Genomic DNA, 13,759 nt, shown 5'->3' on the forward strand with positions numbered 1-13,759 from the left:
CTTTTCCGCCTATTTGCGGGCGGCGTCGCCTGCTCCGCGGCCGAGCGCCGTTGCAATCAGGATGGCGAGATCGCCAGTGAAGGACTGCCGCTCTATGTATTGTCTGTCCGCTTCCGCCAGCCGCGCCGGTTCCGACATGTCGATGCCGGCAAGCTGGGCACTGCCGGTAATTCCCGGGCGGGCGGAAAAAACCCCCTGTTTGCGGCGTTCGCTAATCATCTCCGCCTGGCTCGGCAGGCAGGGACGGGGGCCGACGAGGCTCATCTCGCCAAGAACGACATTGAGGAGTTGCGGCAGTTCGTCGAGCTTGTAGGCGCGCAGCCAGCCGCCGACCGGGGTGATCCAGGCGGTGGACGCATGATGGGAGGCGACATCGGGCGTGCCGGTGGCCATGGTGCGGAACTTGTAGCATCGGAACGGCACCTCATTGCGTCCCACGCGCGTCTGGATGAAGAGCGCGGGTCCCGGCGAGGTGGCGCGGACGACGATGGCGATGACGGCCATGACCGGGCTCGTCAGGATCAGTCCGACCAGCGCGGCGGAAAAGTCGAACAGGCGTTTCATCATCTGTTGTCGGAGGCCTCGACGCTCGTCTTGCTCAGGAAGGATATGGCGAACACGGCTGCCGCCATCACCATGAAAAAAGACTCCCCGAGTGCCAGCCGATTATTCGAATTGCTGAAGAGTGTCACCAGAAAAAAGACGCTGAGCACGTAAGCGCCCATCAGCGTACTGTGGCTGATGACCTTTCGCCGGTAGGCCTCGCTCAGCCGGCGCCATGACATCCAGATGCCGACGGCAAGAAGCGTCAAACCGAAGAAGCCGTGGCGAACCATGATTTCCAGATAGCCGTTATGCAGCAGCACATAGCGGGTTTCGCCGTAAGTCGTCTGGCGCCAGAGCCGCAGCCAGTCGTTGCCGTGGCCGAAAAGCGGGGCCATGCTAATCAGTTCCAGCGCATTCGACCAGAGTTCCAAACGCTCACGCATCGAGTCCGGGGTTTCGGGCGCCTCGATTGCCGACCGCATGGCGCCCTCGATGCTCGGTGACTCCAGCGCGTTTTCCGACAGGTTTACCGCAGCGTCGAACGTCGGCCCTGCAAATTCCTCGATGTTGTCCTGCACGGTGTAAAGACCGACCGCCAGGATCGCGAAAGCGCCGAGGAGGAGAGGAACGATATGACGTCTGTGCTGGTGCAGGAAGGAGGTTGCTGCCATCGCTGCGACGGTGAAAATCAGCGCCAGCCAGACACCCTTGGACTTGGCGCCGTAGATGTTGAAGAGACCGAGAGCGACAATCAGGGAGCCGGCGGCGAGAATTGCATGCCGCTTCCAGCCAACGAGCCTTCCGCTTTCGGCCGCCTCCAGCATCCAGTAGAAGGCGCCGATCACGATCAGCCCGCAGCCGATGGCACTGTGGATGGGATTGTTGTGGAACAACGGATAGGTCCGCTCTCCCGCCAGAATTCCGTGATAGTCGGTCGATACCAGCAGAGCGGCCAGGGCGATCGCCATGAAGAGGCTTATTGCCCGAAAAACATAGTGCCGGCTCGAATAGAGCGCGATGCCCAGACCCGGAAAGAAGATCGGAAAGACGTAGAGCCATTCCGAGGTGCCTTTCTCATCGAGAACGAACACGCCATAAGCGAAGCGGAGGAAGGCGTATACGCCCCAGCCGATGCAGAGATATGCGAGATAATCGCCCCGCAGGAAGCGATAGTTCTCCCTGAAGAAAATAAAGCCGATGGCGATCAGCGTCAGCGCCGTATAGCGATAAGTGTCGCTTTCGGCGATCGGCGCGGAAATCATCCCGACCCACAGGATCATGAGTAGGTAAGGAGACCATTTCCAGTCTCGGAGCTTTTCGATGGGCGTGCTGCTGGTCATAGGGCGTATCTGATCCGGCGCGTGTATTCGAGGGCGCGCATGAGATGGGTGATGGCCCGGCGCGGTCCCCTGAATTTCCGTTTCCTGTAATCGGCGCGTGTGCCGATTTCCGTCATCTTGCTCGTGGTGGGGCTGAGGCGGGCGATGTTGTCCTTTACCGTGAAGACGTTCACGCCGTTCTGCCAGCCGCGCTCCAGCGCGATATCCAGCGGGTAGCTCATGACCCGGATATTGCGAAGCAGCTTTTCGGCGCCCGTCCGGGTGACGAGATAACATGCGGCGGAGCCCTGCGGCCCGTGAAGACATCGGCCGATCCGGTCTCCCAGGCGGGATGTCGCTCTTAGACGAAACCAGCGGGAGCGATGATTGAGAAGCTTGACCAGTTCCGCTTCCGGAACTGCCGCGAGTATCGCCTCGGCGCGCTCTATGAGTTCGGGCGGAACCTCGACATCGTCCTCGATAATGATGGCCGCGTCGTCATCGCTTTCCAGAAAGGTCGAAAGGGCCTTGAGGTGGCTGCGATAGCAGCCATATTCTCCGTCCAGCATCAGCCGGCCGTTCTGCCTAAGGAAGGCGCGCTCGTCGATATCGGTGCGTTGCTGGGCGGGTATCGCTGCCCCGTCGACACCGACAACACGCACAAATTGCATGCCGAACTGCGCCGTCTGGGCGATCAGACTTCGCCACCGCTCGATGGAGCGATCGAGATTTATGACATAGGCGCCAATTTTCATTTGTGTGCCAATTCTTTAGATCGCGCGCCAGCCTGCTCCCGGGAACGGTCTTTTAGCCGAGCGAATTCATTCAGGCAACGAAAATGGAGGCGATATGTCCAGCCCCACTTTCGGGTAGGCGAACGAAACATGTTGTCATCTCAACCTTTGCTGTTGCAGGGGGCTCTCCCGTGGGCGTTAATAACTTGCATTGGAATGTTCACGGTGTCAGGGATGAAACGTGACTATTGCCTTTTTTAGAGAGTCTGGTGGAAAGTCCTGATGGCCTGGGAGCGTTACATACCGGCGGTTCTCGCTTTCCCTCGTTGGGTGAAGCGTTTGTTGGCGCTTGCGGTCGATGCGGCGCTTTGCGTCCTGACGCTTTGGTTCGCATTCTGCCTGCGGCTCGATTACTGGGGGCCGTTGAGCGGGATACAACTGGTCACGATCCCGACGTCGCTTGTGGTCGCTCTGCCGATCTTCATTCGCTTCGGGCTCTACCGCGCGATTTTCCGCTTCATCGGATGGGATGCCTATATCGCGATCATCAAGGCCATTTCGCTCTATGGCCTGATCTTCATGACGATCTTTACCGTGGTCAGCGTGCCCGGCGTGCCGCGGACGGTCGGCATTCTTCAGCCGCTCCTGCTGTTGATCGCGGTCGGCATGTCCCGCATGGTCACGCGCTATCTGCTCGGCGGCGCCTACCGGAACATATTGCGGGACAAAAACCAGTCGAATGTCCTGATCTACGGCGCAGGCTCGATGGGCCGGCAACTCGGGACCGCGCTGGAGAACGGCACCGAACTGCATGTCGTCGGTTATCTGGATGACGATCGGTCGCTCTACGGTTCCTATATCGGCGGCATCAGGGTCTATGATCCGAAAAACCTGAAGAAGCTCGTGGCGACGCTGAACGTGAGGACGGTGCTGCTTGCGATGCCGGGTATCGATTCGAAGCAGCGCAACGCGGTCATCGAGAGCTTGCGTGGCGCGCGGGTTGCCGTGCGCCTGCTGCCCGATGTGAGCGAACTGGCGCAGGGCCGCGTTCGCCTCTCGGATTTCCAGGAACTCGCCATCGAGGATCTGCTCGGCCGTCAGTCAGTTGCGCCGGACAAGGCGCTGCTCGCCCGCAATATCCTCGGCAAGGTGGTCATGGTCACGGGGGCCGGCGGCTCCATCGGCAGCGAACTCTGTCGCCAGATCATGAAGATCGGGCCGGAATGCCTGCTGCTGGTCGATCAGAACGAATACGGTCTCTACGCCATCCATGCCGAACTGACGCGGGACGGACGTGACGATGAGCTCAAGGTGGTGCCGCTGCTCGGATCGGTGCGCGATGCGCGGCGAATGCGGGAGATCATGACGACGTTCCGTCCGCACGCAATCTATCATGCGGCGGCCTACAAGCATGTGCCGCTGGTCGAACATAATCCGATAGAGGGGATCAGCAACAATATCTTCGGAACGCTGGTGGTCGCCAGGGCCGCAATCGAAATCGGCGTTCCGTCCTTCGTCCTGATCTCCACCGACAAGGCCGTGCGGCCGACCAACATCATGGGCGCCAGCAAGCGGGTCGCCGAACTGGTGCTGCAGGCCCTTGCCGCACGGGGCGGCTCCACGGTGTTCTCCATGGTGCGCTTCGGCAATGTGCTGGGTTCGTCCGGTTCCGTCGTCCCGCTGTTCCGGCAGCAGATCGCGCAGGGCGGGCCGATTACGCTCACCCATCCGGAAATGACGCGCTTCTTCATGACCATTCCGGAGGCCTCGCAACTGGTCATCCAGGCCGGCGCCATGGCGGAAGGCGGCGATGTCTTCCTTCTGGACATGGGCGAACCGGTGAAGATCATCGATCTGGCGCGGCGTATGGTGGAACTTTCCGGCCTTACGGTGCGGGACGAGGACAATCCCGACGGGGATATCGCTTTCGAGATGACCGGGCTGAGGCCTGCGGAAAAACTCTATGAGGAATTGCTCATCAGCGACAATCCGGAGCCCACGGCTCATCCGCTGATTATGAAAGCCCATGAGGATTTCCTGCCGTGGCCGGCGCTGGAAAAGGCGCTCAACGCGCTTCAGCAGGCCATGGACCGCGGCGATCTCGTGGCGACGCGGGAGCTCATGGGCAAGCTTGTGTCCGGCTATCGCCCAAGCGCCGACATCGTCGATTTCGTGGCGCTGCGCCAGATGGAGCGAACGGATCGGTTTGGTTCCCTGTCCGAGGACGAGGGGTCCGACTTCGGTGGAATGACGCGATGATTCTGGTTACCGGCGGGAGCGGTTTCGTCGGCCGGGCGCTGACACGGGAGTTTGCCCGTCGCGGTCTCCCTTTCGGGACGGCCGGTCGCAGGGCGGGTTCATGCGATTTCGTCGTGGGTGACATTGACGGCGCCACCGACTGGGCCGGGGCGCTTGCCGGCATCGATCAGGTCGTCCATCTCGCCGCGCGTGTTCATGTCATGCATGACAATACGAGCGACCCGCTTGCGGCTTTCCGAACCAGCAACAGGGACGGCACGCTCAATCTTGCGCGACAGGCCGCGGCTTTCGGCGTGAAGCGTTTCGTGTTCGTCAGCACGCTGAAGGTCAATGGCGAGGAAACCGCGCCGGGGCGCGCGTTTCGCGCCGACGATACGCCGCATCCACTCGATCCCTACGGCATTTCCAAGCGTGAGGCCGAGGAGGGATTGTTCGACATTGCGGCAAGGACCGGCATGGAGGTGGTGTGTATCCGACCGCCGCTCGTTTATGGCCCCGGCGTGAAGGCCAATTTCGCCGCACTTCACAAGCTGGCGTCGAGCGGTTTTCCGCTCCCCTTCCTGGCGATCCGCAACAGGCGGTCGATGGTCTATGTCGGAAATCTCGTCGATTTCATCCTGCGCTGCCTGGAGCATCCGGCGGCGGCGAACCGCGTTTTCCTCGTCAGCGACGGCGATGACGTTTCCCTGCCGGTGTTGATCTCACGGATCAGGGCGTCGCTCGGCAGGCCCGCGCGCCTTTTTCCGGTGCCGCCGTTCATGTTCACGCTTGCCGCGCGATTGCTCGGAAAGCAGGCTGTCGCGCAACGACTTCTCGGTTCGCTCGAGGCCGACATAACCGACAGCCGCGCCGCACTGGAATGGGCGCCGCCCTTCACCATGGAAGACGGCCTGAAGGCGATGGCGGCGGAACAGCCATTGACGAGCGGACAAAAATAAAGCCGGACAGCCATTCCTGGCTCCCCGGCTCAGCGGATGGTGGAAGCGTATCGCTTCCCTTCAGAACCCAAACCTCAGTCCAGGCGAACCTTGCTGAAATCCTCGGGCTTGATGCCGAGTGCACGCAGGTCGTGGCGGTTGGGGCTGCGGTGAGCTTCGACAGCGGCGGCGGCTGCACTTGCTGCGCCGAACACTGCAATCGCGCGACCAAGGAAACCCATGCGGATAGCGCCGTTAAGGACAGACATCTTCTTTGCCTTCATCTTCGTTTGTTTACGGGATGAAGATGGGCTTTGTTAGCGTATTCTACAATGGCGATTCAGACACTGCTGCTATGCAATAAAGAAGGGCCGGCTCCCGTGGAACCGGCCCTTCCTGATCCTGGTCAAATACAGGCGCTCAGTCTTCGCTTGCGGCCAGATGCGAAAGCATTTCGCCCTTGCCTCGTGCCCGCAGAATGAGTGGCAGGATGAGGGCAATGGCGGCGATGGCCAGCAGTACGGCTGCGATCGGCGAGGTGACGAGGACGGTCACGTCGCCCTGGCTGATCGCCAGTGCGCGGCGAAGCTGTTGCTCGGCCAGCGGGCCGAGGATCAAGCCGACGACCACGGGGGCGATCGGGTAGCCGAAGACGCGCATGGCATAGCCCATCAGGCCGAAGGCGAGCAGCATGCCGAGTTCAAACACCGAGGGGTTGGCGCCGATGGTGCCGAGCGTCGCAAACAGCAGGATGCCGGCATAGAGCCAGGGCTTGGGGATCGTCAGCAGGCGGACCCAGAGCCCGATCAGCGGCAGGTTGAGCACCAGCAGCATCAGGTTGGCGATCAGCAGGCTGGCGATGAGGCCCCAGACGAGTTGCGGATTGGTCGCAAACAGCAGCGGGCCGGGCTGCAGTCCATACTGCTGGAAACCGGCGAGCATGATGGCGGCGGTCGCCGTCGTCGGCAGGCCGAGCGTGAGCAACGGCACGAGCGTTCCGGCGGCCGAGGCGTTGTTGGCCGCTTCCGGACCGGCGACGCCTTCGATGGCGCCGTTGCCGAATTCTTCCGGATGTTTGGTCAGCCGCTTTTCCGTCGCGTAGGAGAGGAAGGTGCCGATCTCTGCACCGCCGGCCGGCATGGCGCCGATGGGGAAGCCGATCAACGTGCCGCGCAGCCAGGGCTTCCAGGAGCGCGCCCAGTCGGCCGCGGTCATCCAGATCGATCCCTTGACGGCTTCGACCTTGTCGGGGCCGCGATCGCCCTGTGCCGCGAGGAAGAGGCTTTCGCCGACTGCGAACATGGCGACGGCAAGCGTCGTCACCTCGATCCCGTCGAGCAGGTCCGGCACGCCGAAGCTCATACGGGTCTGGCCGGTCAACTGGTCGATGCCGATGGTTGCGAGCGTCAGTCCGATGAAGAGCGAAGTGAGGCCGCGCAGGGTGGAATCGCCGAAGGCGGACGATACCGTTACGAAAGCCAGCACCATCAGGGCGAAATATTCGCGCGGGCCGAAGACCAGGGCGAGCTTGACGATGTAGGGCGCGACGAGCGCGAGCGCGACAGTGGCGATCAGGCCGGCGACGAAGGAGCCTATGGCGGCGGTCGCAAGGGCAGGGCCGCCGCGGCCGGCGCGCGCCATCTTGTTGCCTTCGAGCGCCGTGACGATCGAGGAGCTCTCGCCCGGCGTGTTGAGCAGGATCGAGGTGGTCGAGCCGCCATACATGCCGCCGTAATAGATGCCGGCGAACATGATGAGCGAACCCGCCGGATCGAGCTTGAAGGTGACGGGCAGAAGCAGGGCGACGGTCAGGGCCGGTCCGATGCCTGGCAGCACGCCGACGGCGGTGCCGAGTGTCACGCCGATCAGGGCGTAGAGGAGATTCGCCGGCTGGGCGGCAATCGTGAGTCCCTGCAGGAGGAATTCAAAGGTATTCATGCGGGGCTACTCCTCAGAGGAAAAGATGCTCGAGCGGCCCTGCCGGCAGGGAAAGCTGCAGCAGTCCGGCAAAAACCAGCCAGATCGCAAGACAGATGGCGATGCCAAGGGGCAGCGAGATCCAGAGCTTTCTCTTGCCGAAGGCGAAGGCCGTGGCGGCGAAGAGGACGCCGGTGGCGATCGAAAAGCCCGCGGTTTTCAGAAGCAGCATCTGTCCAGCCAGTCCGCCGACGATCCAGAGGACGGGAGAGACTTCCTGATGCTCGCGTTCGGGGAAATCGCGGCGGATGGCGGCAACTGCCGTCCACACCGCAAGTCCGAGCAGTCCGAAGGCGATCCATCTCGGCACGGTCGCGGGGCCGACGGGCGAATAGCCTGTAACCTCGCCAAGGCGCGCGACGTCCCAGAAGATCAGGCCGGCGAGAGCGGCAAGGAAGACGGCGATGAAAAGCGCCGCCCCGTCGGGGCGGCGTGTCTCATGCTTGGAGTTCGATCCGGTGCTCATTTCACCAGTCCGATGTCCTTGAGGACGCCTTCGGTCGCGGCGACATCCTTGTCGAGCTGGGCCTTGAAGGCGTCGCCGGACAGGTAGGAGTCCTGCCAGCCCTTGGTCTTCAGGATTTCCTGCCAGCTTGCGGACTTCACCAGCTTCTCGATGTCGGCGGAAACCGCGGCTTCCTGCTCGGCTGTGAGGCCGGGAGCGGCGGCAACCATGCGCCAGTTCTCGACGACCACGTCGAGGCCGCTTTCCTTGAGCGTCGGAGCGTCCACGCCGGGAAGACGTTCGGCGCTGGTGACGGCGAGCAGACGAAGCGTGCCGGACTTGACCTGCGATTCGAACTCACCATAGCCGGAAATGCCGGCCGTGACCTGACTACCGAGGATTGCGGCAAGCGCTTCACCGCCGCCGGAGAAGGCGATGTAGTTGATCTTGGTCGGATCGACGCCGGCTGCCTTGGCGATCAGGCCGACGGCGATGTGGTCGGTGCCGCCGGCCGAGCCGCCGCCCCAGGATACGGAGCCGGGGTCCTTCTTCAGGGCTTCGACCAGGTCCGCCATGGTCTGGATCGGGGAAGAGGCCGGAACGACGATCGCCTCGTACTCGCCGGTAAGGCGAGCGATCGGGGTGACGTCCTTCAAGGTAACCGGCGCCTTGTTGGTCAGGATCGCGCCGACCATCACATAGCCGCCGACGATCAGCGAACCGGGGTTGCCCTTGCTCTGGTTGGCGAACTGGGCAAGGCCGATGGTGCCGCCGGCGCCGGGAACGTTCTGCACCTGCACGTTGGAGGAGATGCCCTCCTGCTGCATGGCCGTCTGCATCGAACGGGCCGTCTGGTCCCAGCCGCCACCGGGATTGGCGGGCGCGATGATGGTGTAGTCGGCGGCGAAAGCCGGAAGCGCCATGGCGCCGGCGAGAATGGATGCGAGGAAGAAGTGTTTCATGATGTTGTCCTCCGTCAGGTGCTGCTTTTGCAGCTCGTTTCTTTTGCCGTGCAGAGGGGGAGAACGGTTGCCACTGCCTTATGCCATGGCTGCGAATGCAATTTGCGCCGAAGCTCCTCCCGAGCCTTGGATCCGCCTCCACGGATGCCAATGACACCAACGCACCACACAAAGCTGACATCTAGCTGACGCCGGTCAAAATTCGTGTGGGTTGGCGTTTGCCGCAGCCTAGCGCATTTACTGTAGCCGTAAAACCTCGTTCCACCGATCGATCAGCCGGGCACGCTTCACCTGATCGAGGTAGACCATGAGGCCGGGGCTGACGGGCACCGGCCGAAGCTGGGCGCCGAGCAGGTCGCGCATGGTGTTTGCGGTATTTTCGCCGTTGACCTCGGGGCTGACGGCGGCGATCTGCAACTCCCGAGCCATGAGGGTCTGGCCCTCTTTCGACATGAAGAATTCGAGGTAGGCGCGGCCGAGATCGGGCGATGCGGCCGCTTGCGGCACAAGGCCGATCCGCGACATGACGACGGTGTAATCCTTCGGCAATACGATCCCGACGTCCGGATGGCGCGAGGCCCAATCCGCGGCATAGGAACCGATGATGTTGTAGCCGAGCACGAACCGCCCGTCGGCTATGCGTTCGAGGATGGCGGAACTGGTGGAATAGAGCTTCACGCCGGCCGCTCCCATGGTCCGGATGACCGACCAGATGTCGCCGAACTGTTCCTGGTCGCGGGCCATGAAGAGGAAGCCCACGCTCGAACGCTCGATGTCATAGGTGCCGATCCGGCCGTGGACTTCGTTGCCCTTGCGTTTCAGGTATTCCACGAACTCCGCGCGGGTCGCCGGCGGTTTCTCGTGGATGAAGCTCGGCTTGTGATAGACGAAGACGGCGGGTTCGAAGGTGAGCGCATAGGCGGTGTTGCGCCAGTTCGCCCAGCCCGGCCAGAGGTCGCTCATCGGCAGGTCGCTGCGCTGGGCGTAGCCGTCGTTGCTGAGTTTCACCTGCAGGTCCATGGCGGAGGAAAAGGCGAAGTCGGCGGTCTTCCCCCCGGAATCGGTTTCCTTGACGATGCGGTCGTAGATTTCGCCGGTCAGCATGTCCTCGTAGCGCACGGCAATGTCGGGATGCGCCTTCTGGAAGGCGGCGATCATCGGTTGGGCAACGGGTTCGTCGAGCGAGGAATAGACGACGAGCTGCCGCGCCGCCGGGTTTCCCGACAAGGCCGGAAAGACAACCGGCTCCGCCCAGGCCATGGTGGCGGTGGTCACGGTCAGCAGCAGGGCAATGAAACTCCTCATGAATTCATATTGCAGAAGCGGAGGGGCGTTCACAAGTGCCGCCGGGCTCTGTAGTTTGAAGGTTCAACGCGCATGGAGGAGGTCTGTCTTGCGCATCCTGCTGGTGGAAGACAATACGGCGCTGGCCGACGGCCTGTCCGCGATCTTGCGCGGCAGCGGCTATGCCGTGGACGTCGTGCACGACGGTGCGTCCGCCGAAGCGGTGACTGCCACGGAAAGTTTTGACCTTGTCATCCTCGATCTCAACCTCCCCGACATGGGCGGGCTCGACGTGCTGAAGGGCATGCGCGCCCGCCAGAGCAAGGCGGCGGTGCTGATCCTCACCGCCCGTGGGGCGACGGAAGAGCGGGTGCGCGGGCTCGACCTCGGCGCGGACGATTATATGAGCAAGCCGTTCGATGTCAGCGAGCTTGAGGCGCGTGTCCGCGTTCTTCTCAGGCGTCAGGCCGGCCTGCGCTCGTCGGCGGTTCATTACGGCAAGGTTTCGCTCGATCTCAATTCGCGCAGCTTTTCCGCGGACGGCGCGCCGATAGACCTGCCGGCCCGCGAGCTCGGTCTGCTTGAGGTCTTGTTCCTCCGCGCCGGCAAGGTGGTCTCGAAGGAGGCGATCATGCAGTCGCTCGCGGCCTTCGACGACGATCTCAGCGCCAATGCGATCGAGCAGTATGTCAGCCGGCTGCGCCGGCGGCTCGCGCCCTACGGGCTGACGGTGAAGACGGCGCGCGGCATCGGCTATTATCTCGACCGGCCATCGGAACCGGCATGACTGTCTCGGTCTATTCGCTTCGGCGACAGTTGCTCGGATGGCTGCTTCTTGCGACGCTCATCATGGGTTTCCTGGCGCTCATCGATACCTATCGCGATGCCGTGCGAACGGCGGATACCGTTTCCGACCGTGTGCTCGCGGGATCCGCCATGGCGATTGCCGAGCGGGTGATCGTGTCGGAGGACGGCCAGTTGCAGGTCGACATTCCCTATGTCGCGCTGGAAATGCTGACGTCGGCTGCGCAGGACCGGGTGTTCTATCGGGTCGACGGGCCGCCGGGGCAGTTCATCACCGGCTACCAGAACCTTCCGACCTTCGCCGATCTCGGGGGACAGGCGGCCTTCTACACGGATGCGGTGTTCCGAGGAGAGCGGATACGCATCGCCGTGCTGCAGCGTTCCGCCTCGACCGGCATCAATTCGGTGCCGTTTTCCGTGACGGTCGCCGAAACCACCATCGCCCGCCGGCAGCTTGCCCGTTCGATCCTCCTCAATTCGGCGGCGCGTCTTGCCCTGATGATCGCCGGGGCGGCGGTCATCGTCTGGATCGCCGTCACCTTTTCGCTGCGACCCCTTTATCGGCTGAGCGATGCGATATCGGAGCGTAACCCGGACGATCTCCACCCGATCGAACAATCGGTCCCGAGCGAGGTTCAGGGGCTGGTCGACACCGTCAATTCTTTCATGACGCGGCTCGCCTCGGCTCTTGCGGCGCTGCGCAACTTCACCGGCAACGCCAGCCACCAATTGCGGACCCCGCTTGCCATCGTGCGCACCCAGCTCGAGCTTGCCCAGAGGGCGACCACGCTCGAAGAGGCCCGCGCGGCGGCAAAGGAGGGCGACAAGGCGGTGGTGCATGCCGAACGGGTGCTGGCGCAACTTCTTCTGATGGCCAAGATCGATTCCGTGGAACCGGAGGCGCGGCAGATGCCGGAGCCGATCGACCTCGTGGCGCTTGCCCAGCAGATCACTGCCGACAAGGTTCCGTCCGCCGCGAAAGCCTCCATCGATCTCGGTTTCGAGGGAGAGGGGCAGGCCTGGGTGGCGGCTGAGCCCCTCCTGATCGGAGAGCTGCTTGGAAACCTGATCGGAAATGCCATCGCCTATGCGGGGCGTGATGCGGAGGTCACCGTCCGGGTGAGCCAGTCTGGAGGAAGCGTGCGCCTGGAGGTGGAAGACAACGGCCCCGGCATTCTCGCGGCCCGCATGGAAAGCCTGAAGCAGCGCTTCGTTCGAGGCGAGCGCGGGGAAGGCCTCGGCCTCGGCCTCGCGATCGTCGAGGAAATCGCAAGGCTTTTCAGCGGCACGTTTCAGCTTTCGCCGGGCGGCGGCGGCCGCGGGTTGCTCGCCGCGGTGACGTTTCCGGCGGCCATCGGCCCGGCGCGCTGATGCGGGCCTGCGGTGCCGGTCCTTAGCGGAGGAAGGCGCGGAAGCGGCCGAGCGCGAAGGTGAACAGCACCGTCCCGATGGCCGCGAGCCAGAGGAATTGCGGCCAGACCACGTCAAAGCCGGCGCCGCGGAACAGGATCGCCTGCGCCAGCGAAATAAAATGGGTGTTGGGGGCGAAGGACATGATGAACTGGATGATCTCGGGCATGCTTTCGCGCGGGGTCAGCCCGCCTGAGAGAACCTGCAGCGGCAAGAGGATCAGCATCAGCAGCAGTCCGAACTGGGGCATCGAGCCGGCGACGGTCGCAAGGAAGATGCCAAGGGAGGTCGCTGCAAAGAGCTGGAGCGCGGTGCCGGCCACGAACAGCGGCACGGAGCCCTGGAGCGGCACCTCCAGCAGATAATGTGCCACGAAGATCAGCGAGAAGGTGGAGGCGACCAGCACCACCAGGCTCATGGCCAGCACCTTGCTCACCATGATTTCGAGTGCGGTGACGGGCATGACCAGCAGATGCTCGATCGTGCCGTGTTCGCGCTCGCGGATGAGGGCCGCACCCGTCAGGATGATGGAGAGCATCGTGACGTTCATGATGATGTTGTTGATCGCGCCGAACCAGGTGCTGTCGAGCTGCGGGTTGAAACGTGATCTCAGCGTCAGGTTTACCGGCACCGCGGTTTCGCCGCGGTAGCGATTGACGAATTCGCTGACCTCGCTGTTGACGATCTGCTGGATATAGCCCGCACCGGTAAAGGCTTGCGTCATGCGCGTGGCGTCGATGTTGAGCTGTATGGCGGGGGCACGTCCCGCGAGCACGTCCTGCTGGAAGTTGACCGGAATATCGAGGGCGAAGGTCGCCTGTCCCGCGTCCATCCGCTTGTCCATCTCCGCCGCGGTTATGAGTTCGGGCTTCGTGAAATAGGGGGGATAGAAGGCATCGACGAGACGGGTCGACAGTTGCGAGCGGTCCTCGTCGACGATCGCAATCGCCGCCATGTTGAGGACCTGCGGCAGCGCGCGCGCCTCGGTATAGATCGACAGCGTGAAGGAATAGAGGATGAAGGCGAAGAGCATGCGGTCCTGCATGAGGCCGCGCAGTTCCTTCAGGATCAGATTGCCGACATGGCGCATGCGCATGGATGA

General features: G+C 62.9%; 13 protein-coding genes. 4 read left to right on the forward strand and 9 right to left on the reverse strand.

Annotation, left to right across the window (positions count from 1 at the left end; all coding sequences use genetic code 11):
• Positions 1–9: 9 nt before the first annotated feature.
• The 3 genes from J5N58_RS03680 to J5N58_RS03690 are packed head-to-tail and all read right to left on the reverse strand — an operon-like array spanning position 10 to position 2,620.
• A complete protein-coding gene (locus tag J5N58_RS03680; RefSeq protein ID WP_112829163.1) occupies positions 10–567 on the reverse strand; it encodes a sugar transferase in 558 nt (185 codons plus the stop codon).
• The gene (locus J5N58_RS03685; RefSeq protein ID WP_112829164.1) at positions 564–1,886 is read right to left on the reverse strand and encodes an O-antigen ligase family protein; all 1,323 of its coding nucleotides are present in this window, start codon (positions 1,884–1,886) and stop codon (positions 564–566) included. The genes J5N58_RS03680 and J5N58_RS03685 overlap by 4 nt, the downstream gene beginning before the upstream one ends.
• Positions 1,883–2,620, reverse strand: coding sequence for a glycosyltransferase family 25 protein (locus J5N58_RS03690; protein ID WP_112829165.1), 738 nt, complete (start codon positions 2,618–2,620; stop codon positions 1,883–1,885). Before J5N58_RS03690 ends, J5N58_RS03685 begins: the two co-directional genes overlap by 4 nt.
• A 261-nt stretch (positions 2,621–2,881) precedes the next feature.
• Here J5N58_RS03690 and J5N58_RS03695 point away from each other — a divergent pair, with 261 nt between their 5' ends.
• Together J5N58_RS03695 and J5N58_RS03700 are read left to right on the forward strand one after the other, a co-directional pair.
• Positions 2,882–4,858 (forward strand): polysaccharide biosynthesis protein, encoded by a 1,977-nt coding sequence (locus J5N58_RS03695; RefSeq protein ID WP_113340900.1) that lies wholly within the window; start codon positions 2,882–2,884, stop codon positions 4,856–4,858.
• Positions 4,855–5,796, forward strand: a complete 942-nt coding sequence (locus J5N58_RS03700; protein ID WP_244709724.1) for a UDP-glucose 4-epimerase family protein — start codon at positions 4,855–4,857, stop codon at positions 5,794–5,796. The genes J5N58_RS03695 and J5N58_RS03700 overlap by 4 nt, the downstream gene beginning before the upstream one ends.
• 74 nt (positions 5,797–5,870) lie before the next feature.
• Here J5N58_RS03700 and J5N58_RS03705 read toward each other — a convergent pair whose 3' ends face one another.
• The 5 genes from J5N58_RS03705 to J5N58_RS03725 all read right to left on the reverse strand — a co-directional run bounded on the left by J5N58_RS03705 (position 5,871) and on the right by J5N58_RS03725 (position 10,464).
• The gene (locus J5N58_RS03705) at positions 5,871–6,044 is read right to left on the reverse strand and encodes a hypothetical protein (RefSeq protein WP_244709726.1); all 174 of its coding nucleotides are present in this window, start codon (positions 6,042–6,044) and stop codon (positions 5,871–5,873) included.
• Positions 6,045–6,195: 151 nt separating this feature from the next.
• On the reverse strand, positions 6,196–7,713 hold the full coding sequence (locus J5N58_RS03710; protein WP_112829169.1) for a tripartite tricarboxylate transporter permease: 1,518 nt from the start codon (positions 7,711–7,713) through the stop codon (positions 6,196–6,198).
• A gap of 13 nt (positions 7,714–7,726) precedes the next feature.
• Positions 7,727–8,218 carry a tripartite tricarboxylate transporter TctB family protein gene (locus tag J5N58_RS03715; protein ID WP_112829170.1) on the reverse strand — a complete coding sequence of 164 codons (492 nt, stop codon included), beginning with the start codon at positions 8,216–8,218 and terminating at the stop codon, positions 7,727–7,729.
• On the reverse strand, positions 8,215–9,159 hold the full coding sequence (locus J5N58_RS03720; RefSeq protein ID WP_112829171.1) for a Bug family tripartite tricarboxylate transporter substrate binding protein: 945 nt from the start codon (positions 9,157–9,159) through the stop codon (positions 8,215–8,217). The genes J5N58_RS03715 and J5N58_RS03720 overlap by 4 nt, the downstream gene beginning before the upstream one ends.
• A 237-nt stretch (positions 9,160–9,396) precedes the next feature.
• Positions 9,397–10,464 carry an ABC transporter substrate-binding protein gene (locus J5N58_RS03725; RefSeq protein ID WP_113340897.1) on the reverse strand — a complete coding sequence of 356 codons (1,068 nt, stop codon included), beginning with the start codon at positions 10,462–10,464 and terminating at the stop codon, positions 9,397–9,399.
• 88 nt (positions 10,465–10,552) lie between these two features.
• Here J5N58_RS03725 and J5N58_RS03730 point away from each other — a divergent pair, with 88 nt between their 5' ends.
• Both J5N58_RS03730 and J5N58_RS03735 read left to right on the forward strand, forming a co-directional pair.
• Positions 10,553–11,230 (forward strand): response regulator, encoded by a 678-nt coding sequence (locus J5N58_RS03730; RefSeq protein WP_244709728.1) that lies wholly within the window; start codon positions 10,553–10,555, stop codon positions 11,228–11,230.
• Positions 11,227–12,618 (forward strand): sensor histidine kinase, encoded by a 1,392-nt coding sequence (locus J5N58_RS03735; RefSeq protein ID WP_244709731.1) that lies wholly within the window; start codon positions 11,227–11,229, stop codon positions 12,616–12,618. The genes J5N58_RS03730 and J5N58_RS03735 overlap by 4 nt, the downstream gene beginning before the upstream one ends.
• A 22-nt stretch (positions 12,619–12,640) precedes the next feature.
• On the opposite strand, the gene J5N58_RS03740 is transcribed toward J5N58_RS03735, so the two are convergent.
• On the reverse strand, positions 12,641–13,753 hold the full coding sequence (locus J5N58_RS03740) for an ABC transporter permease (RefSeq protein WP_112829175.1): 1,113 nt from the start codon (positions 13,751–13,753) through the stop codon (positions 12,641–12,643).
• Between the last annotated feature and the right edge of the window lie 6 nt (positions 13,754–13,759).

The organism is Paenirhizobium cremeum (assembly GCF_022884085.1).
GTDB lineage: Bacteria > Pseudomonadota > Alphaproteobacteria > Rhizobiales > Rhizobiaceae > Allorhizobium > Allorhizobium cremeum.

Excerpts from the sequence above, each read along its gene's own strand:
- J5N58_RS03680 (WP_112829163.1), bottom strand. The coding sequence starts at position 567 with ATGATGAAACGCCTGTTCGACTTTTCCGCCGCGCTGGTCGGACTGATC.
- J5N58_RS03685 (WP_112829164.1), bottom strand. The coding sequence starts at position 1,886 with ATGACCAGCAGCACGCCCATCGAAAAGCTCCGAGACTGGAAATGGTCT.
- J5N58_RS03690 (WP_112829165.1), bottom strand. The coding sequence starts at position 2,620 with ATGAAAATTGGCGCCTATGTCATAAATCTCGATCGCTCCATCGAGCGG.
- J5N58_RS03695 (WP_113340900.1), top strand. The coding sequence starts at position 2,882 with ATGGCCTGGGAGCGTTACATACCGGCGGTTCTCGCTTTCCCTCGTTGG.
- J5N58_RS03700 (WP_244709724.1), top strand. The coding sequence starts at position 4,855 with ATGATTCTGGTTACCGGCGGGAGCGGTTTCGTCGGCCGGGCGCTGACA.
- J5N58_RS03705 (WP_244709726.1), bottom strand. The coding sequence starts at position 6,044 with ATGTCTGTCCTTAACGGCGCTATCCGCATGGGTTTCCTTGGTCGCGCG.
- J5N58_RS03710 (WP_112829169.1), bottom strand. The coding sequence starts at position 7,713 with ATGAATACCTTTGAATTCCTCCTGCAGGGACTCACGATTGCCGCCCAG.
- J5N58_RS03715 (WP_112829170.1), bottom strand. The coding sequence starts at position 8,218 with ATGAGCACCGGATCGAACTCCAAGCATGAGACACGCCGCCCCGACGGG.
- J5N58_RS03720 (WP_112829171.1), bottom strand. The coding sequence starts at position 9,159 with ATGAAACACTTCTTCCTCGCATCCATTCTCGCCGGCGCCATGGCGCTT.
- J5N58_RS03725 (WP_113340897.1), bottom strand. The coding sequence starts at position 10,464 with ATGAGGAGTTTCATTGCCCTGCTGCTGACCGTGACCACCGCCACCATG.
- J5N58_RS03735 (WP_244709731.1), top strand. The coding sequence starts at position 11,227 with ATGACTGTCTCGGTCTATTCGCTTCGGCGACAGTTGCTCGGATGGCTG.
- J5N58_RS03740 (WP_112829175.1), bottom strand. The coding sequence starts at position 13,753 with ATGCGCATGCGCCATGTCGGCAATCTGATCCTGAAGGAACTGCGCGGC.